17 protein-coding genes are annotated in these 18,607 nt (G+C 74.1%); 10 read left to right on the top strand and 7 right to left on the bottom strand.

The window, feature by feature from the left end:
• Positions 1 to 60: 60 nt before the first annotated feature.
• The gene (atzF, locus tag Dvina_RS26295) at positions 61 to 1,704 is read left to right on the top strand and encodes an allophanate hydrolase (RefSeq protein ID WP_223105112.1); all 1,644 of its coding nucleotides are present in this window, start codon (positions 61 to 63) and stop codon (positions 1,702 to 1,704) included.
• A gap of 11 nt (positions 1,705 to 1,715) precedes the next feature.
• Here atzF and Dvina_RS26290 read toward each other — a convergent pair whose 3' ends face one another.
• A complete protein-coding gene (locus Dvina_RS26290) occupies positions 1,716 to 2,369 on the bottom strand; it encodes an HAD family hydrolase (protein ID WP_223105111.1) in 654 nt (217 codons plus the stop codon).
• An 89-nt stretch (positions 2,370 to 2,458) separates the two neighbouring features.
• Between Dvina_RS26290 and Dvina_RS26285 the strand changes: the two genes are divergently transcribed.
• From Dvina_RS26285 to Dvina_RS26275, 3 genes are all read left to right on the top strand, one after another.
• On the top strand, positions 2,459 to 2,866 hold the full coding sequence (locus Dvina_RS26285; RefSeq protein ID WP_223105110.1) for a VOC family protein: 408 nt from the start codon (positions 2,459 to 2,461) through the stop codon (positions 2,864 to 2,866).
• A 35-nt stretch (positions 2,867 to 2,901) separates the two neighbouring features.
• A complete protein-coding gene (locus Dvina_RS26280) occupies positions 2,902 to 3,819 on the top strand; it encodes a TerC family protein (RefSeq protein WP_246656461.1) in 918 nt (305 codons plus the stop codon).
• Positions 3,820 to 4,064: 245 nt separating this feature from the next.
• Positions 4,065 to 4,619: a hypothetical protein gene (locus tag Dvina_RS26275; protein WP_223105109.1), complete on the top strand. Its 555-nt coding sequence runs from the start codon at positions 4,065 to 4,067 to the stop codon at positions 4,617 to 4,619.
• On the opposite strand, the gene Dvina_RS26270 is transcribed toward Dvina_RS26275, so the two are convergent.
• Positions 4,606 to 5,253 carry a response regulator transcription factor gene (locus Dvina_RS26270; RefSeq protein WP_223105108.1) on the bottom strand — a complete coding sequence of 216 codons (648 nt, stop codon included), beginning with the start codon at positions 5,251 to 5,253 and terminating at the stop codon, positions 4,606 to 4,608. The genes Dvina_RS26275 and Dvina_RS26270 overlap by 14 nt on opposite strands.
• Positions 5,238 to 6,443 (bottom strand): sensor histidine kinase, encoded by a 1,206-nt coding sequence (locus Dvina_RS26265; protein ID WP_223105107.1) that lies wholly within the window; start codon positions 6,441 to 6,443, stop codon positions 5,238 to 5,240. Before Dvina_RS26265 ends, Dvina_RS26270 begins: the two co-directional genes overlap by 16 nt.
• A gap of 108 nt (positions 6,444 to 6,551) precedes the next feature.
• On the opposite strand from Dvina_RS26265, the gene Dvina_RS26260 reads away from it, so the two are divergent.
• Positions 6,552 to 7,592: an acyltransferase family protein gene (locus Dvina_RS26260; protein ID WP_223105106.1), complete on the top strand. Its 1,041-nt coding sequence runs from the start codon at positions 6,552 to 6,554 to the stop codon at positions 7,590 to 7,592.
• Here Dvina_RS26260 and Dvina_RS26255 read toward each other — a convergent pair.
• Positions 7,542 to 8,237 carry a TetR/AcrR family transcriptional regulator gene (locus tag Dvina_RS26255; protein WP_223105105.1) on the bottom strand — a complete coding sequence of 232 codons (696 nt, stop codon included), beginning with the start codon at positions 8,235 to 8,237 and terminating at the stop codon, positions 7,542 to 7,544. The genes Dvina_RS26260 and Dvina_RS26255 overlap by 51 nt on opposite strands.
• 219 nt (positions 8,238 to 8,456) lie before the next feature.
• On the opposite strand from Dvina_RS26255, the gene Dvina_RS26250 reads away from it, so the two are divergent.
• Positions 8,457 to 9,818: an NAD(P)/FAD-dependent oxidoreductase gene (locus Dvina_RS26250; RefSeq protein ID WP_246656460.1), complete on the top strand. Its 1,362-nt coding sequence runs from the start codon at positions 8,457 to 8,459 to the stop codon at positions 9,816 to 9,818.
• 15 nt (positions 9,819 to 9,833) lie between these two features.
• Here Dvina_RS26250 and Dvina_RS26245 read toward each other — a convergent pair whose 3' ends face one another.
• Positions 9,834 to 11,747, bottom strand: coding sequence for a putative bifunctional diguanylate cyclase/phosphodiesterase (locus Dvina_RS26245; protein ID WP_223105103.1), 1,914 nt, complete (start codon positions 11,745 to 11,747; stop codon positions 9,834 to 9,836).
• Positions 11,748 to 11,860: 113 nt separating this feature from the next.
• On the opposite strand from Dvina_RS26245, the gene Dvina_RS26240 reads away from it, so the two are divergent.
• Positions 11,861 to 13,048: a low temperature requirement protein A gene (locus tag Dvina_RS26240; RefSeq protein WP_223105102.1), complete on the top strand. Its 1,188-nt coding sequence runs from the start codon at positions 11,861 to 11,863 to the stop codon at positions 13,046 to 13,048.
• 10 nt (positions 13,049 to 13,058) lie between these two features.
• Here the strand turns inward: Dvina_RS26240 and Dvina_RS26235 are convergent, their stop codons facing one another.
• Positions 13,059 to 13,526, bottom strand: a complete 468-nt coding sequence (locus Dvina_RS26235; protein WP_223105101.1) for an Lrp/AsnC family transcriptional regulator — start codon at positions 13,524 to 13,526, stop codon at positions 13,059 to 13,061.
• 131 nt (positions 13,527 to 13,657) lie between these two features.
• Between Dvina_RS26235 and pdhA the strand changes: the two genes are divergently transcribed.
• From pdhA to Dvina_RS26220, 3 genes are read left to right on the top strand one after another with little or no spacing between them, the layout of a single operon-like run.
• Entirely contained in the window at positions 13,658 to 14,752 is a 1,095-nt protein-coding gene (gene pdhA / locus Dvina_RS26230) for a pyruvate dehydrogenase (acetyl-transferring) E1 component subunit alpha (protein WP_223105100.1), read from the top strand.
• On the top strand, positions 14,749 to 15,735 hold the full coding sequence (locus Dvina_RS26225) for an alpha-ketoacid dehydrogenase subunit beta (protein WP_223105099.1): 987 nt from the start codon (positions 14,749 to 14,751) through the stop codon (positions 15,733 to 15,735). Before pdhA ends, Dvina_RS26225 begins: the two co-directional genes overlap by 4 nt.
• 1 nt (position 15,736) lies before the next feature.
• Positions 15,737 to 17,002, top strand: a complete 1,266-nt coding sequence (locus Dvina_RS26220) for a dihydrolipoamide acetyltransferase family protein (protein ID WP_223105098.1) — start codon at positions 15,737 to 15,739, stop codon at positions 17,000 to 17,002.
• 163 nt (positions 17,003 to 17,165) lie between these two features.
• Here Dvina_RS26220 and Dvina_RS26215 read toward each other — a convergent pair whose 3' ends face one another.
• A complete protein-coding gene (locus tag Dvina_RS26215; RefSeq protein ID WP_223105097.1) occupies positions 17,166 to 18,581 on the bottom strand; it encodes an alpha/beta hydrolase in 1,416 nt (471 codons plus the stop codon).
• Positions 18,582 to 18,607 lie beyond the last annotated feature (26 nt).

Here is an 18,607-nt window from a genome sequence, read left to right as displayed (position 1 = left end):
GCGCCACGACCGTTACGCGCGATTCATGTGGGTGAAATACCGCCGATATCCAATACGGCCATGAACGGGACGACGCCGATCTGGATCAGCCGGTTCGACCCGGACGACATCGCGGCGCGGGAGGCGGCCGCGCCCGATGGGCCGCTGCGCGGGCAGCTCGTCGCGGTCAAGGACAACATCGACGTCGCCGGGCTGCCGACGACGGCCGCCTGCCCGGCGCTCGCGGACCGGGTCGCGACCCGCTCGGCCACGGCGGTCAGCCGCCTCGAGGCCGCGGGTGCGGTGCCAGTGGGCAAGACCAACATGGATCAGTTCGCCACCGGGCTCGTGGGGACCCGCAGCCCGTACGGCGCCTGCTCCAGCGTCTTCAGCGACGCGCACATCAGCGGCGGCAGCAGCTCCGGCAGTGCCGTGGCCGTCGCGGCCGGGCTCGTCCCGCTCGCCCTGGGCACCGACACCGCGGGCTCGGGGCGGGTGCCGGCCGCGTTCAACGGGATCGTCGGGCTCAAGCCCACCCGCGGGCTCGTCCCGGCCGCGGGGCTCCTGCCCGCCTGCCGGTCTTTGGACTGTGTCACGACGTTCACGCGCACCGTCGCGGCGGCCCGCACGGCGCTCGCCGTCCTGGCCGGGCCCGACCCGGCCGATCCCTGGTCGCGGCCCGCCCCGCCGCGCCCGCCGGCCCACATCGCGGCCCGGCCCCGGGTCATCGGGGTCCCCGCCGGTCCGCTCGACCTCGACCCGGAGCACGCCGTGGCCTGGAAGGCGGCCCTGGAGCACGCCGCCCGGCTCGGCCGCCTCGTCCCGGTCGCCGTCGACGACTTCCTGGCCGCGGCGGCGCTGCTCTACGGCGGGCCGTGGCTGGCCGAGCGCTGGGCCGGGTTCGGCGCGCTGCTCGACGCGGCCGGCCCGCACGCCGACCCGGCCGTCCGCGCCGTGGTCACCCCGGGCCGGGACGTCACCGGCGCGGCGGTGTTCGCGGGCCTGGACCGGCTGGCCGGGCTCCGGCAGGCGACCGAGCCGGTGTGGCTGGACATCGACGCGCTCCTGCTCCCCACGACCCCGGGGCACCCGCGCCTGGCCGACGTGGCCGCGGACCCGCTCGGGGTGAACGCGCGGCTGGGGACGTACACCAACTTCGTGAATCTTCTGGATCTTTGCGTGGTGGCCGTGCCGGGCGGGTCGCGCCCCGACGGCCTGCCGTTCGGCGTGCAGCTCATCGGGCCGGCGTTCGCCGACCGGCCGCTGCTGGACCTGGCCGCGCGCTGGACCGGCGAGGCTGCGGGCGGGCCGTCCGCCCCGCCGGACGCCGATGCGCCGGCGGGCACGGTGCTGCTGGCGGTGGCCGGGGCGCACATGTCGGGGCTGCCGCTCAACGGCGAGCTCCTGGCGCTCGGCGCAGCACTGGAATACCGGGCGCGGACCGGGCCCGGATACCGGCTCTACCGGCTGCCCGGGCCCGGGGTCGCGCGGCCCGGGCTCGTGGACACCGGCGACGGGCCGGCGGGCGGCATCGCGGTCGAGGTGTGGCGGGTGCCGCGGACGGCCGCCGGGGCGCTGCTGGAGTCGGTTCCGGCGCCGCTCGGCCTCGGGCGGGTCCGCCTCGACGACGGCACCGAGGTGCTCGGGTTCCTGGCCGAGGCGCACGGCGTCCGGGACGCGACAGACGTCAGCGCGGCCGGCAGCTGGCGCCGGGTGCCGTCGTGACGCCGGTGCGCCTACGCCGCGCCGCGCAGGACGGCCGCCGCCGCCTCCACCGCCGCACACGTGTGGTCGGGTGAGGGCCGGCCCGCGGGCCAGGTGCGGCCCCGGCTGATCCAGATCGTGTGCAGTCCCGCGGCGCGGGCGCCGGCGATGTCGTGCTCCGGGTTGTCGCCGGTCATCCAGCCGCCGGCGGCCAGGTCGGCGCCGCACGCCTCGGCGGCCGCGGCGAACAGGGCCCTGTCGGGTTTGCGGACGCCGAGCTCGCCGGAGATCGCCCAGCCGTCGACGGCCTCGGCCAGGCCGGTGCGGTGCAGCTTGGCGAGCTGGTTGTCGGGGCGGCCGTTGGTGGCGACGGCCAGGCGCCAGCCCCGGTGGCGCAGGTCCGCCAGCATCGCGAGGACTCCGGGGCGGACGGATATGTGCTCGGGCAACGACCGGCGGTACGACCGCCACAGCTCCTGCATCGGCTCCTGCAGCCGGAACCGGTCCCGCACCTCGGTGAAGAAGCGGTCGCGGGGTGTGGCGCCGTCGGCGTCGCGGGTGAGCAGCCACGCCGCCGCGCCGGGCGGGAGGTCGTGGGCGGCCACGAACTCGGTGGCCCAGCTCGCGAACGCGGCGCCGCGCTCGACGAGCGTGTTGTCGAGGTCGAACAGGGCCAGGCGGGCCACGGCGTCAGAATACCGTCGTGAGCGGTTGACCGGGCCCGGCGGGACTGACTGTCCTGTGCCGGCGGCGCGGGTCCGGCAGACTGACGGGCATGACGGAGCACTCAACGGCGATCTCGGTGATGCTGATCGTGCCCGACGCCGACGCCGCGGTCGCCTGGTACACGTCCGCGCTCGGCGCCACCGCCCTGTGGGACCTCGGCGGCGTGGCCGGCCTCGCCCTCGGCGGCGCCGCGTTCTTCCTCCATGAGGTCAACCCCGCGAACCCGGCCGAGACGAGCCCGGGGCGGGCCGGGGTGACGAGCAGCCGCATCGAGGTGTTCACCGACGACCCCGACGCCTTCGTCGAGCGGGCCGTGGCCGCCGGGGCCGCCGCCGGCTCGCCCGTCGCGGACCGCGAGGCGCCCTGGGGAACGCACCGGCAGGGCGGCTTCATCGACCCGTTCGGCCACAAATGGTCGGTCGGCGACCGCTCCCCGCTCGGCCCGTTCCCGCGCTGACCGGGCGGCCGGCCGCGCTGTTAGGGTGATTGATCGTGACCGTCACGGGGTGGGGCTGGGCCGCGACCCTCGGCGGGCTCGGGGCGATGGTGCTGCTGGACCTCTTCCTGGTGACGCGGCGGCCGCACGAGCCGTCCATGCGCGAGGCGGGCGCCTGGGTCGGCGTGTACATCACCCTGGCCCTGCTGTTCGGCCTGCTCGTCCTGGCACTGTGGGGCCGCGACCAGGCCGGCGCCTTCTACGCGGGCTGGCTCACCGAATACAGCCTGTCCGCCGACAACCTCATCGTCTTCGTCATCATCATGGCCCGCTTCCGGGTGCCCCGGGAGCAGCAGCAGCGGGTCCTCATGATCGGCATCCTGCTCGCCCTGGCCCTGCGCGGCGCGTTCATCGCCGTCGGGGCGGCCGCGATCAGCCGGTTCTCGTGGGTGTTCTACCTGTTCAGCCTGTTCCTCGTGTACACCGCCGTGAAGCTGCTGACCCAGGGCGAGCCGGACGGCGACGAGTTCAAGGACAACCCGCTCGTGCGCCTGTCGCGCCGCGTGCTCTCCCCCACCGTCGTCGTCCTGGTCGCGATCGGCACGACCGACGTCATCTTCGCCCTCGACTCGATCCCGGCGGTGTTCGGCCTGACCGCCGAGCCGTACCTGGTCTTCACGGTCAACGTGTTCGCCCTGATGGGGCTGCGGCAGCTGTACTTCCTCATCGGGGGTCTGCTCGACCGGCTGGTGTACCTCTCCCTGGGCCTGGCCGTGGTCCTGGCGTTCATCGGCGTGAAGCTGTTCCTCGAGGCGATGGCCATGAACAACCTGCCGTTCGTCAACGGCGGCGAGCCCGTCTCGTGGGCGCCGCACATCGGCATCCCGCTCTCCCTGGCCGTCATCGTCGGCACCCTGGCCCTGACCACTGTCGCGTCGCTCATCAAGTCCCGCCGCGACGCCGGGCGGGGCTGAGCCGTGCACCGGCTGTCCCGGGCCGACGCGCGCCGGATCGCCGTGCGGGCGAGCTGCGGGTGGCGGCGATCCACGAGGTCGCGCCGTTCTCCAGGAGCGTCATGGCCGCCGTCCGCCGCGAGATCGCCGACCTGGGCGCGTGGCTGCGGCTGGCCGTCGTCTTCGCGTAGCGTCCGAAGGAGACCCTGGTCACGGGGGTCCCGGTGGGCCGCCCGGAGCCGGGCCGGGCCGGGCATGATCGAGCGGTGAGCGCAGCAGCGGAGGGCCTTGTCGAGTTCGGGGCCGGGGACCTGAACGTCGTCGTCGCGGCGGCGGTGCCGTCGGCGCTCGGCCTCTACCGGCGCCACGCCGAGCTGGCCGAGGACTTCCCGGACGTCGACGCCGACGCCGACGCGGGTTTCGTGTTCGTGGCCGTCGGTGACCATCGGGACTGGCCCGGGCTGGTCGTCACCCAGCGGTACGCCCCGGCCGGAGCCGGCTTCAACCCCGGGGTCCTGGTCGTGCCGAAGCGGCGGCAGGTGTTCATCGGTGCGGGGACGCGGCTGCTGGCGTACGAGGCCCGCTCCGGTGCGTGGCGGCGCAGCTGGGAGGATCGGGCCGACGTCGGGTTCTGGCAGTGGCGCCGGCACGGGTCCGTCGTGCTCATGTCGGCCGAGCTGGAGCTGGCCGCGTGGAGCACTGACGGCACGAAGCTGTGGACCCGGGCGGTCGAGCCGCCGTGGTCCTACCGGGTCGAGGGCGGCCGGGTCGTGCTCGACGTCATGGGTGCGGTCTGCTCGTTCGGCATCATGACTGGTTGAGGAAGGCCAGCACGGCCAGGACGCGGCGGTTGCCGGAGTCGTCGTCGACCAGGCCCAGCTTGCCGAAGAGCGACGTCGTGTACTTGCTGATGGCGCTCTCGCTCAGGAAGAGGCGCTGGCCTATGGCCTGGTTGGACAGGCCCTCGGCCATCAGGGACAGGACCTCGTGCTCGCGCGGGGTCAGGGCCTCCAGGCGGCGGTTCGAGGAGCCGCTGGCCAGGAGCTTCGCGATGACGGCCGGGTCCATGGCGGTGCCGCCCCTGGCGACGCGCTCGAGGGCGTCGATGAACTGGTCGGCGTCGAAGACGCTCTCCTTGAGGAAGTAGCCGATGCCGCCCGTGCCGTCGGCCAGCAGTTCGCGGGCGTAGAGCTGCTCGACGTGCTGGGAGAGGATCAGGATCGGCAGGCCGGGGACCTCGCGGCGGGCGGCCAAGGCGGCGCGCAGGCCCTCGTCGGACTGGCCCGGCGGCATGCGCACGTCGACGATCGCCACGTCCGGGCGGTGCCGGAGCAGGACGGCCAGGGTCTCCTCGCCGGTGGCGGCGGTGGCGACGACCTCGTGCCCGAACGCCTCGATGAGCCGCACCATGCCGTCGCGCAGCAGGTACAGGTCTTCGGCTACAACGATTCGCATGGCACGGTCATCCTCGCACGGGTCGGCCCGCCGGCCGGACTGGTGATCTCCAGTGTGCCGTCGAACACGGCCAGCCGCCGTCGCAGCCCGTCCAGGCCGCCGCCGGGAGCCACCGTCGCGCCGCCGCGGCCGTCGTCCTCGACCTCGACGGCCAGGTGCGTGTCGTCCCGGCTGATCGCGATCGTCGCCCGGTCGGCGCGGGCGTGCTTGACGGCGTTGGTGAGCAGTTCGGCGACCCCGAAGTACAGCGCGGACTCGATCGGCGGGTCGAGGCGCAGGCACAGGTCGGTGCGCACGGTGGTTTCGAGCGGGCTGTCCATGGCGAACGCGCGGACGGCGTCGATGAGGCCGCGCTCGTTCAGCACCGGCGGGCTGATCCCGCGGACCAGCTCGCGCAGCTCACTGAGGGAGCTGGCGGCGCCGGTCCGGGCTTCCCGCAGTACAGCCGCCGCCTTGTCCGGGTCGCTCTTCATGAGACGCTCGGCCGTGGCCAGGGAGAGCCCGAGAGCGACGAGCCGGGCCTGGGCGCCGTCGTGCAGGTCGCGCTCGATGCGGCGGATCTCGGCGGCCTGCGCCACGGTCGTGTCGGCGCGCTGGGCGGTGAGCTCATCGACGCGCTCGGCCAGGCGCATCGCCGCCGACGGGCGCAGGAACCGCACGGCCGCCGGCTCGGCGACGCGCCAGGCGACGGGCGCGGTGGCGGCGGCCACGGCGATGCCGGTGAGCCACCAGCCGCGGAGGGTGAGGGCCAGGACGAGCGCGGCGCCGGGCACCGCCGCGACGAGCCCGGCGAACGGCACGACGGCGACGAAGAACAGGTCGCGGCGCACGGCGGGGTCGGTGAGCCGGGTGCGCCACCGCTGCTCCTCCAGCGCCCGCTCGCGGGTCTTCGCATACGAGTGGCCGTTCCACCAGAAACCGGTCGACAGCTTCGTCACCGGCCCGGGCTCGCGATAGCCGGCGGGGATCACGACCGCGGTCCAGCGCCGCACCAGTGCGCGGAACATGCGGCAGACGGGCCGGGCCAGCACCAGCGTCAGGATCGCCGCCCACAGCACCGGCGCGATCCACGACCACGGCCCGGCGCGCCACCACCAGCACACGGCGACCGCACCCGCCCACACGGCCGGCACGAGCAGCGCGGCGAACGCCACCGCACACGACCGCGCGAACCCCGTCAAGATCTGCATGCCACTACTGTGCTCCACCGCCGCGCCGCTGGGGAGTGGGGCCAGGCCCACCCGGTTGTACGTCCAGCCGGATACTGCGCAGCCCGCCCGATTCCTAGCTTCGAAGGCATGCGATTGCACTTCGTCGACACCCTGCGCGTCCTGCTCATCGCCCTGGTCGTCGTGCACCACGTGGCCGGCATCTACAGCGGCCTCGACGCCTGGTACTTCACCGAGACCCCGACGAGCGACGGCGAGTCACTGCTGCTGACGGTGTTCATGCTCGTCAACCAGGCGTGGTTCATGGGCGCGTTCTTCCTGCTGGCCGGCCTGTTCACGCCGGCGTCCTACGACCGCAAGGGCCCGGGACGCTTTCTGCGTGACCGCCTCCTGCGCCTCGGTGTGCCGTTCCTGGTGTTCTACTTCGTCATCAACCCGCTGCTGTGGCGTGACGTCCACGGCATCGGCTCCGGCCCGCTGTGGTTCGTCCTCGCCCTGCTGATCTTCGACTGCTGCTACGCCGCGTTCCGGTTCGCGACCCGCAACCGGCCCCGGCCGGCCCGGCCCGGGACGCCGCTGCCGTACCGCCACGTGCTCACCGTCATCGCGCTGCTGGCCGCGGCGACGTGGGCACTGCGGATCGTCATCCCCATCGGCTTCTGGATTCCCGTCATCGACTTCCCGACCGCCGCGTACCTGCCGCAGTACGTCACGTTCTTCGTGCTCGGCATCGTCGCCGCCCGGCGTGGCTGGCTGCCCGCCACGCTGCGGGCCCGGACCGGCTGGCTCGGCCTGGCGCTGGCGCTCGGCGGCACGCTCGTCTTCTTCCCCCTCGCCCTGGCGGGTGGCCTGGAGGCGTGGCTGGGCCGGGGCACGCTCGGCTCACTCTTCTACGCGCTGTGGGACTCGACGTTCGCCGTCGGCCTGGTCCTCGCCCTGCTGACGCTGCTGCGGGCCCGGTTCGACCGGGAGCACCGCTACCTGTCCGCGCACGTGTTCACCGTGTACGTCATCCACGCCGTCGTCGTCACCGTCGTCGGCTTGTCGCTCACGTGGCTGGACTGGCCGTCGGTGGCGAAGTTCGCGCTCGGGGCCGCCGTCGCCGTCCCGGCCTGCTTCCTACTCGCCGGCCCCGTGCGCCGCATCCCGGGCGTCCGCCGTGTCCTGTGAGCGGGCCAGCGCCTCGACGCGGTCGAGCAGGGCGCGCACGATGCCCTCGAGGACCATGTCGTCGTCGATGCCGGCCAGGAACTCGGTGGCGGCCGCGATGTTGGGGTAGCGCTGGGGCGGCAGCGTGCGGTACTCCCGCGACCAGGCCGCCTCGTCGCCCTCCCGGCTCTTCTCGTCAAGGGCCGCGTAGGCGCTCGACATCGCGGCGTACGAGAAGATCGTCTCGGAGAACACGAGGTGCTGCATGGCGGCGTCGGCGTCGGACAGGCCCGCCTCCCGCAGCGCGCCCAGGATCGCCTCCACGGTCTGGAACTCGCCGGGGCGGCGCGTGGTGCGCAGGGCGACGATCGGGGCAATGGCCGGGTGGGCGACGAACAGGCGGACCGTCTGCCGGGCCAGCCACTCGAGCCGGGCCCGCCACGGCCGGTCGGCCGGGAGCGCCTCGATCGTCGCGGCGACGAGCCGGTCGGCCACCTCGAGGATGATCTCGTCCTTGTCGCGGAAGTGGCGATAGATCGCTGTCGGATCGGCACCGAGCTCCTTGCCCAGCGCCCGGACGGTGAGTGCGTCGGCGCCGGCGGAGGCCGCGAGCCGGCTGGCCGCATCGATGATCAGCTCGGGCGTCAGCGCGGCTCGGGTACGCAATCAGTGCTCCTGTCCGGTCCAGCGGGTCGCCTTCCATGGTAGGACCGTTTCCTTCGGCCCTGTGCACAGGGCGCGGTCGATGCGCCGCCGCACCGCGGCCGGCCGGGTGGTCGCAGCCGTCACGTCGCCCGCGTCACGTTCAGCGGTGTTGTCAACGGTGTTGACGACAGCGTTGACAACGGTGATGATGGGTGCATGCTCGCGCTCAACGATGTGGCTATGACCCCCTACTGGCTCGACGACCCCGATCGGCCCGCCACCCGCGCGCCGCTGACCGGCGAGCTCTCGTGCGACCTGGCCGTGGTCGGCGGCGGCTACAGCGGGCTCTGGACCGCGCTGATCGCCAAGGAGCGCAGTCCGGGCCTGGACGTCGTCCTCGTCGAAGGCGACCGGATCGGGCACGCCGCCTCCGGCCGCAACGGCGGGTTCTGCTCGGCCAGCCTGACCCACGGCCTGGGCAACGGGCTGCGCCGCTGGCCGGACGAGCTCGGCGAGCTGGAGCGCCTGGGCGCCGAGAACCTCGCGGCGATCGAGGCGACGCTCTCGCGGTACGACATCGACTGTCACTTCGAACGCACCGGCGGCCTCGACGTCGCCACCGCGCCCCACCACGTGGAGCTCCTGCGCAGACACGCGGCCGCGGCCCGCGGGCTCGGCGCCGACGTCGACTTCCTCGACGCGGGAGCCCTGCGCGACGAGATCGACTCGCCGGCCTTCCTGGCCGGTCTCTGGGACCGCGACGGTACCGCCCTGCTGCACCCGGCCCGCCTGGCCTGGGGTCTCGCGGCGGCGGCCGAGCGCCTCGGTGTCCGCGTGTTCGAGGCCAGCCGGGTCACCCGCCTGGCCCGCAGCGGCGCCGGGATCGCGCTGCACACCGCCGAGGGCCGGCTCCGGGCCGCGAAGGTGGCCCTGGGCACAAACGTCTTCCCGTCGCTGCTGCGCCGCACCCGCCCGTATGTGGTGCCGGTGTACGACTACGCGCTCGTCACCGAGCCGCTCACCGAAGAGCAGCGGGCCTCGATCGGCTGGCAGCGGCGGCAGGGCCTGTCCGACTGCGGCAACCAGTTCCACTACTTCCGCCAGACCCGCGACAACCGCATCCTGTGGGGCGGCTACGACGCGGTGTACCACTTCGGCGGCCGGCTGCGCCCGTCCTACGAGCACCGCCAGGAGACGTACAAGCGCCTGGCCCAGCACTTCTTCACGACGTTCCCGCAGCTGGACGGCCTGCGCTTCACCCACGCCTGGGGCGGCGCCATCGACACCTGCACGCGCTTCTCAGCGTTCTTCGGCACCGCCCACCGCGGCCGGGTCGCGTACGCGGCCGGCTTCACGGGCCTGGGCGTCGGCGCGACCCGCTTCGGCGCCGAGGTGATGCTCGACCTGCTGGCCGGCACCGAAACCGCCCGGACCCGCACGCGGATGGTCCGCGAGCACCCGCTGCCCTTCCCGCCCGAGCCGGTTCGCTGGGCCGGTGTCCAGCTCACCCGGCAGGCCATGATCAGCGCCGACGCCAACGGCGGGCACCGCAACCTCTGGCTGCGCGCCATGGACCGCATCGGCTTCGGCTTCGACAGCTGATCCCCGGCGGCGTCGTCACACCGGCGCCACCGTCCGGGCGGCGTGCCGGCCCACGGCGGGGACGGCGAGCCACTCGTCGAACGGGACCGGGATGCCGGTGCCGTACCCTTGCGCGTAGTCGACCCCGATGGTGCGCAGCGCGTCCAGCACGACGGTGTCCTCGACGAACTCGGCGATGGTCCGCAGGCCCATCTCGTGGCTGATCCGGTTGACGGCCTCGACCATGGCCCGGTCGACGCGGTCCTCCACGATCCCGCGCACGAATGTGCCGTCGATCTTCACGAAGTCGACAGGGAACTGCTTGAGGTAGGTGAACCCCGACAGCCCGCTGCCGAAGTCGTCGAGCGCGAAGCGGCACCCGAGCTCGCGCAGTTCGGCGATGAAGGCGACCGCGCGGCCGACGTCGCCGACCGCCACGGTCTCGGTGACCTCGAAGCAGATGACGTGCGGCGGGATGTGGTGCTGGGCCAGCTGGTCGCGGATGTAGTCGAGCAGCCGCGGGTCGCCGAGGGACGCGCCGGAGAGGTTGATCGAGAAGTGCTCCGCGCCGACCGAGACGCCCGCCGCCGCGCCGGCGCGGTAGCGGGTGGCCAGCCGGGCGAACGTCGCGCCGATGACCCAGCGGTCGATCGAGGTCATGAGGTTGTACCGCTCCGCCGCCGGCAGGAACACGCCCGGCCCGATGAGCCCGCCGTCCTCGCCGCGCAGCCGGATGAGCAGCTCGCCGAACGCTCCGGCGCCGGCCTCGGCTCCGCGCACCGGCACGATCGGCTGGTAGTACAGCACCAGGTCGTCGCGGTTGATGGCGTTCATGAGGCGCTCGGCCCAGTGCGCCTGGTCGCGCTGCCACTCGACCTGGTCGTCGCCGGATGCCACCACGTGCACGCGGTTGCGCCCGTGGTGCTTGGCCGCGTAGCAGGCGGCGTCGGCGGCGCGCATGGCGTCCTGCGGGTCGTCACCGTCGGTGAAGGCGGCGACACCCGCGCTGACCCCGACGGAGAAGACCCGGCCCTGGTACGCGAAGCGGTACCCGGCCACCGCCTTGCGGATCCGCTCGGCGACGGCGCTGCCCTGCTCGACCGTGCGGCCCGGCAGCAGGATCACGAACTCGTCGCCGCCGACCCGGGCCAGCACGTCCCCGGCGTCCAGCTGCTCGCGCATGAGGTCGGTGACCTGGCACAGCAGCGTGTCACCGGCCGCGTGCCCGCAGCTGTCGTTCACGATCTTGAAGCGGTCCAGATCGAGGCCGATGAGCGCGTGGGTGCCCGCACCGGCCGCCGCCAGCCGCCTGTCGAACTCGCGCCGGTTGAGGGCCCCGGTCAGCGGGTCGTGACCGGCCTCGTACGCGAGCCGGGCCGCGATGCGCCGCTCGGCGTCCTGCGCCCGGTCCGCGAAGCTCCAGTTCACGACGGCCGCGGCCCCGGCGCCGGTGATGAACGCGGCGTGGATGAGCGCCCACCGCACCGGATGGTGCCAGGCGTCGGCGTGGCTGTAGACGGTCTGCGGCCACAGCACGCCGACGACCGCGTGCTCGACGAGCACGAACCCGGCGGCGATGAGGAACGCCCGCCACTCCTGGTAGAACGTGATGACGACGAGCATGACGAAGAAGTGGAAGTGCATCTCGATCATGCCGTCGCCGAGCTGGACCAGCACGGCCGACGTCCCCATCAGCCCGAGCGTCGCCGCCGCGGCCCGCACGTTGTGGGAGAAGACCGGCTGCGCCGCCGCGGCCAGCGCCACGAGCAGCGGGATCACGATGAGCACGGCCGCACCGGCGGGCCGGTGCCGCAGCAGGGCGAACACGAACAGGCCGGCGATGTGCGCCGCCAGGATCCACAGGATCGCCCGGTGCCTGACGCTCCACTCCCGCTCCGGGAGCGGCCGCCCGCTCGGCAGGAGCCGCGCAAGCCGCCGCAGTACCCTCATGCCCTGGTCATCGTCTTCGGAACGCGGCGGTGCAGACCCGCAACCGAACCGCACCCGGCCGCCCGCGGCGCGCCGGGAGCATGGAACGGCGCGCCGCGGGGCATCCGTTGGGGATGGCCGATGAACGTGAACGCCCGGCGCCGCTGGTGCGGCCCCCGGAGCTGCGTGTCGAAGGGGAACGGTCGGCGTCGCGGCTCGAGCTGTTCTTCGACCTGGCGTACCTGCTCGTGGTCGCCGAGCTCGCGACCGCCCTGGCCGAGGACCTGACCTGGCCCGGGGCGGCGGCGTTCGCCGGCCTGTTCACCGTGACCTGGTGGTCCTGGGTCACCACGACGCTCTACGCCAACCGCTTCGACACCAACGACGTCGTCTACCGCCTGGCCAAGCTCGGCACCGCGGCCGCGGTGGTCGGCATGGCGGCCAGCGCCCGCGACGCGGTCGGCGGCAAGGCCGTCACGTTCGCGCTGTGCTACCTGGGCACCCGCGTGCTGCTGCTGGCCCTCTACGCTCGGGCCTACCGCCACGTCCGCGACGCCCGCGCGACGATCCGCATCTACCTGGCCGGCGTCGCCGCGGGCGCGGTGCTGTGGGCGGCCTCCGTCGCGGTGGACGGCCCGGCCCGCTACGCGCTGTGGGCGGCCGGCATCCTGGCCGAGGCGGCCGCACCGCTCGTGGCCACCCGCTTCGGCGGCGGCGTCCCCCTCCACGTCGAGCACCTGCCGGAGCGCTTCGGCCTGTTCGTCATGCTGGTGCTCGGCGAGTCCATCATGTCGATCGCCTCCGGCGTCCACGAGACGGACTGGCGCGCCGACGCGGTGGCCCCGGCCGCCATCGCCTTCCTCGCCGTGGCCGCCGCCTGGTGGAACTACTTCGACCTGGGCGGCGCCGCCGGCAAACGCCGCCTGGAGACCGACGGCGACGACCAGGAGAGCTGGGTGCCCGACGCCTACATCTACGGCCACCTGCCCCTGACCCTCGGCCTGGCGGTCTTCGCGGTGGGCGTCGAGGAGTACATCGTCCACCCCGGCGACGGCGCGCCCTGGGCGCTGCACGGCGGCGTGGGTCTGTTCCTGGCCGGCACCGCGGCCGTCGTGGCCGGCACCGCCGGCACCCTGCGCGCCGCCTGGCCCTGGCCCGCCGCCGCCCTGCCGGTCGTCGCCGCCATCGGCATCGTCGACGGCACCACCGACGCCCTGCCCGCCCCGGCCGCCATCGGCCTGACCGGTGCCGTCGTGGTCGCCACCGTCCTGGCCGGCATCCACCGCCAGCGCCGCGGCCGGCTCCGGACCGCGGAAACCTGATCCCCCGAGCTCAGTCGGCGTCCCACATCGAGGCGTAGGACGACGGCTCGGTCTCCTCGAAGACCAGCAGCGTCCGGGTGCTGACCACCCCCGGCATGCCCTGGATCACGTCGAGCACCAGCCGCCGCAGATGCTCGTTGTCCCGCGCCCGCACCAGCAGTATCGCGTCGAAGTCCCCGCCGACCAGGGCGATGTGCACCACGCCCGGCAGGGCCCGCAGCTGCGGCGCCACGGTGCGCCACTCGGCCTGGCGCAGCGTGACCGTGACGTACGCGGAGGTGCCCATCCCGGCGGCCACGTGGTCGACGTCGGCCCGGAAACCCCGGATGACGTTCGTCTCCCGCAGGCGCTGCACCCGCGCGTACGCATTGGCGCGCGAGATGTGCAGCCGCTCGGCCAGGGTGCGCATCGACATGCGGCCGTCCTGCGACAGCGCGGCGAGAATCCGCCTGTCGATGTCGTCGAGCGACACGGCCACCTGTCCACCGCCTTTCGCACAACCGCCCGCGAGCCTGGACGTTCGGCCCGCCGGACCCGGATCCGCGACACCATCTTCTCGGATTTTCCCGCAATGTGGAACACGAATGGCGCAGCGCCGACGATTACCGCATGACACGTGACCCCAGTCACCTGCTGCCGTCCGCCGAGCCGGTCACCCTCGTCGACGCGAACGGGCAGGCCGTGGACAATCCGGACCAGAAGCGCCCGGACGACTCCACGCTGCTGCGAGCCCTGCGCGCGATGATCGTCGCCCGCCGGCTCAACGACCAGGCGTACGCGCTGGTCCGCCAGGGGCGGCTGGCCGTGTACCCCTCCTCGCACGGCCAGGAGGCGTGCCAGGTCGCCGCCGCCCAGGTCCTGGCGGCCGACGACTGGCTGTTTCCGACCTACCGCGACACCGCCGCCGTCGCCGAGAAGGGCGTGGACCCGGTCGAGGCGCTGAGCCTGCTCAAGGGCGACTGGCACTGCGGGTACGACCCGTACGAGTACAAGGTCGCCCCGCACGCGACGCCGCTGGCCACGCAGCTGCCCCATGCGGTGGGGGTGGCGGTCGCGGCGCGGCTCAAGCACGAGCCGACGGTGGTCCTGGCGATGTGCGGCGACGGCGGCACCAGCGAGGGCGACTTCCACGAGGCGCTGAACTTCGCCGCCGTGTTCCAGGCGCCGGTGGTGTTCTTCGTGCAGAACAACAAGTACGCCATCAGCGTCCCCCTGGCCCGCCAGAGCGCCGCGCCGACCCTCGCCCACAAGGCGGTCGGCTACGGCATGCCGGGCGAGCAGGTCGACGGCAACGACGTCGCCGCGCTGCTGGCGGTGCTCGGCGCCGCCGTCGACCGGGCCCGCGACGGCGGCGGCCCGCAGCTCGTCGAGGCGCACACGTACCGCATGCAGGCGCACACCAACGCCGACGACGCGAAGCGCTACCGCGACGACGCCGAGGTCGCCGAGTGGGCCGGCCGCGACCCGATCACCCGCCTGGAGACCTACCTGCGCGACCGTGGCGCCCTGTCCGACGAGCGCCGGGCCGAGTTCGCCGCCGACGCCCAGCGGGTCGCCGAGCACCTGCGCACCGGCATCAACCGCGACGTCGAGCCCGACCCGCAGGACCTGTTCGCGTACGTCTACGCCGGCCCCACGCCCCAGCTGCGGGAGCAGGCCGCGATGATCGCCGACGAGCTGGCCCGGGACGGTGCGCCCCGATGAGCACGCACGAGAAGCTCTCCATGGCCCAGGCGCTGAACCGGGCGCTGCGCGACGCCCTGGCCGAGGACCCCACGGTCGTGGTGTTCGGCGAGGACGTCGGGCCGCTCGGCGGCGTCTTCCGCATCACCGACGGCCTGACCGCCGACTTCGGCGAGACCCGCTGCTTCGACACGCCGCTGGCCGAGTCGGGCATTGTCGGGATGGCCGTCGGCATGGCCATGAACGGGCTCCGGCCGGTCGTCGAGCTGCAGTTCGACGCGTTCGCCTACCCGGCGTTCGAGCAGATCGTCAGCCACGTCGCCAAGATGCGGAACCGGACGAAAGGCAAAGTGCCGGTGCCGATGGTACTGCGGGTGCCGTACGCCGGCGGCATCGGCGGCGTCGAGCACCACTGCGACTCGTCGGAGGCCTACTACGCCCACACGCCGGGCCTGCACGTCGTCACGCCGGCCACGCCCGCCGACGCCTACGCGCTGCTGCGGGCGGCCATCGCGTCCGACGACCCGGTCGTGTTCATGGAGCCGAAGAAGCTGTACTGGAGCAAGGAGGAGGTCGAGCTCCCGCCGGCGGTCCCCGGGATCGGGCGGGCGGTGATCCGCCGCGACGGTACCGACGCCACGCTCATCGCCTATGGACCGTCGGTCCCGGTCGCGCTGGAGGCCGCCGAGGCCGCCGCGCAGGAGGGCCGCAGTCTCCAGGTCGTCGACGTGCGCTCGATCGTGCCGTTCGACGACGAGACCGTGTGCGCCGCGGTGCGCTCGACCGGCCGGGCCGTCGTGGTGGCCGAGGCCGCCGGGTTCGCCAGCGTCGCGTCCGAGATCGCCGCCCGCGTGAGCGAGCGGTGCTTCCACTCGCTGGCCGCGCCGGTCCGCCGGGTGACGGGTCTGGACATCCCGTATCCGCCGCCCAAGCTGGAGCACTTCCAGCTCCCGGGCGTCGACCGGGTGCTCGACGCCGTCGACGACCTGCAGTGGGAGCAGTGAGATGACCGCACAGACGTTCCTGCTGCCCGACCTGGGCGAGGGCCTGACGGAGGCGGAGCTGGTCCGCTGGCTGGTGGCCGAGGGCGACCAGGTGGCCGTCGACCAGAGCATCGCCGAGGTCGAAACCGCGAAAGCCCTGGTGGAGGTACCGTCGCCCTATGCCGGTCGGGTGTCGGCCCTGCACGCGCAGGCGGGCGAGACCGTGGGCGTCGGCAAGGCCCTGATCACCGTGGAGCATCCGTCCGCCGCCGCATACCGCGAAGAGGAGCGGGCGGGCGCCCAGGTGGCCCAGCCCCCATCGGAAGGGGCGCAGCCGGCCGGCGGCGGCTCCGGCAACGTGCTGATCGGCTACGGCACCAGCGAGTCGGCGGCCACCGGCCGCAAGCGCCGCCCGCGCGCCGCCGCCCCGTCCGCCGGTGCCCGCCCGGCCGGGCGGGCACCGCTTGTCATGTCTCCCCTGGTGCGCAACCTGGCGAAGAGCCACGGTGTGGACCTCCACGCGGTGGCGGCGACCGGCCCCGGCGGCGTCATCACCCGCGCGGACGTGGAGCGCGCCGCCGCGGCCGCCGGCCCGGCACCGGCCGCACCCGGCGAGCACCGCGCGCCCATGACCGGCTTCCGCAAGGCCGTCAGCGCCGCGCTCACCCGCAGCCGCACCGAGATCCCCGAGGCCACGGTGTGGGTCGACGTCGATGCCACCGCCCTGTGGAACCTCCGCGAGAGCGCCGCCTCGGGCCCCGGCCTGCTGGCCTACATCGCCCGGTTCGTGGTCGCGGGCCTGCAGCAGTACCCGGTCCTCAACGCGCGGATCGACACCGAGCGCCAGGAGATCGTCACCAGCGACCGCATCAACCTCGGCATCGCCGTCCAGGGCGAGCGCGGCCTGGTCGTCCCGGCCGTCATCGGCGCCGAGCGGATGACGACCGCGCAGCTCGACACCGAGATCCGCCGCCTGACCGCCGCCGCCCGCGAGGGCCGCACCACCCCGCAGGAGCAGTCGGCGGGCACGTTCACCCTCAACAACTACGGCGCCTTCCGCGTGGACGGCTCGGCCGCCATCATCAACCACCCCCAGGTCGCCATCCTGGGCGTGGGCCGCATCATCGACCGCCCCTGGGTCGTCGAGGGCCGGCTCTGCGTGCGCAAGGTGACCCAGCTGAGCTTCGTCTTCGACCACCGGGTCTGCGACGGCGGCACGGCGGCCGGCTTCATCCGCAGCGTCGCCGACGCCATGGAGGACCCGGCCTCCATCATCGCCCGGCTGTGAGCGCGACGGCCGCGTCCGGTGCCGGCGCCGGACGCGGCCGTCCATTCACGGCACGCCGGGCGGGTCGCCGTGGCGGCCACCCGCGCGTCCCGCTCGGCCCCGGCAGCGCCGGGGATGCCCGCACCCCGGCCGGCCCGTCGAGCGTCGCCGGCCCCGGGGGGCGCTACCGGCCGAGGACGGGCAGGACCACGGCGACCGGCCATGCCACGGTCAGCGCACCGGCCGCGACCGTGCGCCACCACGGCCGGCCCGCCGCCGCGCTCACCGCGAAGTGCAGCACGATGAGCACCATGACCAGCGGCGAGATGATGGCCAGGAAGCCGGGCGCGACCCCGGCGAGCGACGCCACCGGCAGCGGCAGGCACAGGATGAGGACCGCGGCGTAGCTCCACGGCGGCCCGAACAGCGCGTGGGCCCCGGCGAGCAGGCCCGCGACGGCCACGGCGAGCAGCCCGACGACCCACCAGTCGGGCCCGTGCGGCGCGACGTCCGTCAGTCCGAAGTGGACGGGGAGCACCACCGCCGCGAGCGCCGCGACCGCGACGAGGGCCGCGCCGCCGACGGCCGCGAGCGACGGCCGCGCGGGGCGGGCCGGGCCGGCCACGAGCAGCGCCGCCGCGAGCAGCACGGCCCCGCACCCGGCGAAGTAGCCGGTCAGGTATCCGGTCACATTGTTGGGCAGCAGGTAGGCCAGGGCGACGCCGAGCAGCTCACCCGCGACCGGCGCCAGCAGCACCGCACCGAGCCGCCGGCCGAGCCGCTCCCGCCCGAGCGGCACCCGCGCGGTCCCGGTGCGCCGCAGCAGCAGCCCGCCGACGAGGATCAGCAGCGCGCCGGCCAGGCTCAGGATGCCCGGGATCAGCCGGTCCTTGGCCGCGATGACCGGCCGCTCCGGCCGATGACCCAGCGCCCGGTCCAGCCACTGCGCGGTCTCGTGGTGCGTGCGGTCGGCGAAGAGCACCCCGATGTGCTCGACAAGCGGCACCGGCACGACCCGCTCGGCCCCCATGGCCCGCTCGGTCGCCCCGATCCCGGCGGGCTCGAGCGCACCGTAAAGGCCGAGCAGGTGCCGCGGCCCCGGCCGCAGCGCCGCCGACGCGTCGTCACCGATGGAGATGGCCACGGTGGCCGCGATCGTCTGATCGGCGGCACCCGCCCGCACCACGGCGGCCGCACCCATCGAGTGCCCGACGAGCGCCACCCGGGCCGGGTCGGCGTCCGGCCGCCCCCGCGCGAAGCGAACCACCGCCGCCAGGTCCCGGTCCAGGCCCTCCTGCGTGAGCCGCTCGGTGTTGGCGCCGTGCCCGGCCAGGTCGGGCAGCGCCACGAGATAGCCGCGGCGGGCGAGGGTGTCGGCGAACGGCCGCATGAGCCGCCCGGACCCGGCGTACCCGTGCACGACCACCACCACCGGCCGCTTACCCGCGCCCGACGCACTGTCGGCCCGCACCACCTGCACCGGTACCGCACCCACGTGCGTCGATTCGACCCGCAGCCCCCGATCGACGGTCGCGAACACCGCCACGCCGGTCACGAGGAGCACGAGCCCGAGGACCACCGACAGCCACGCCTTCAGCATCCGCCCGTTCTACCAGACCCGCACCC

It is taken from the genome of Dactylosporangium vinaceum (genome assembly GCF_019904175.1).
GTDB lineage: Bacteria > Actinomycetota > Actinomycetes > Mycobacteriales > Micromonosporaceae > Dactylosporangium > Dactylosporangium vinaceum.
This window is presented reverse-complemented; position numbering and strand designations above follow the sequence as displayed.

Excerpts from the sequence above, each read along its gene's own strand:
- atzF (WP_223105112.1), top strand. The coding sequence starts at position 61 with ATGAACGGGACGACGCCGATCTGGATCAGCCGGTTCGACCCGGACGAC.
- Dvina_RS26285 (WP_223105110.1), top strand. The coding sequence starts at position 2,459 with ATGACGGAGCACTCAACGGCGATCTCGGTGATGCTGATCGTGCCCGAC.
- Dvina_RS26270 (WP_223105108.1), bottom strand. The coding sequence starts at position 5,253 with ATGCGAATCGTTGTAGCCGAAGACCTGTACCTGCTGCGCGACGGCATG.
- Dvina_RS26265 (WP_223105107.1), bottom strand. The coding sequence starts at position 6,443 with ATGCAGATCTTGACGGGGTTCGCGCGGTCGTGTGCGGTGGCGTTCGCC.
- Dvina_RS26260 (WP_223105106.1), top strand. The coding sequence starts at position 6,552 with ATGCGATTGCACTTCGTCGACACCCTGCGCGTCCTGCTCATCGCCCTG.
- Dvina_RS26250 (WP_246656460.1), top strand. The coding sequence starts at position 8,457 with ATGACCCCCTACTGGCTCGACGACCCCGATCGGCCCGCCACCCGCGCG.
- Dvina_RS26245 (WP_223105103.1), bottom strand. The coding sequence starts at position 11,747 with ATGAGGGTACTGCGGCGGCTTGCGCGGCTCCTGCCGAGCGGGCGGCCG.
- Dvina_RS26240 (WP_223105102.1), top strand. The coding sequence starts at position 11,861 with ATGGCCGATGAACGTGAACGCCCGGCGCCGCTGGTGCGGCCCCCGGAG.
- pdhA (WP_223105100.1), top strand. The coding sequence starts at position 13,658 with ATGACACGTGACCCCAGTCACCTGCTGCCGTCCGCCGAGCCGGTCACC.
- Dvina_RS26225 (WP_223105099.1), top strand. The coding sequence starts at position 14,749 with ATGAGCACGCACGAGAAGCTCTCCATGGCCCAGGCGCTGAACCGGGCG.
- Dvina_RS26220 (WP_223105098.1), top strand. The coding sequence starts at position 15,737 with ATGACCGCACAGACGTTCCTGCTGCCCGACCTGGGCGAGGGCCTGACG.
- Dvina_RS26215 (WP_223105097.1), bottom strand. The coding sequence starts at position 18,581 with ATGCTGAAGGCGTGGCTGTCGGTGGTCCTCGGGCTCGTGCTCCTCGTG.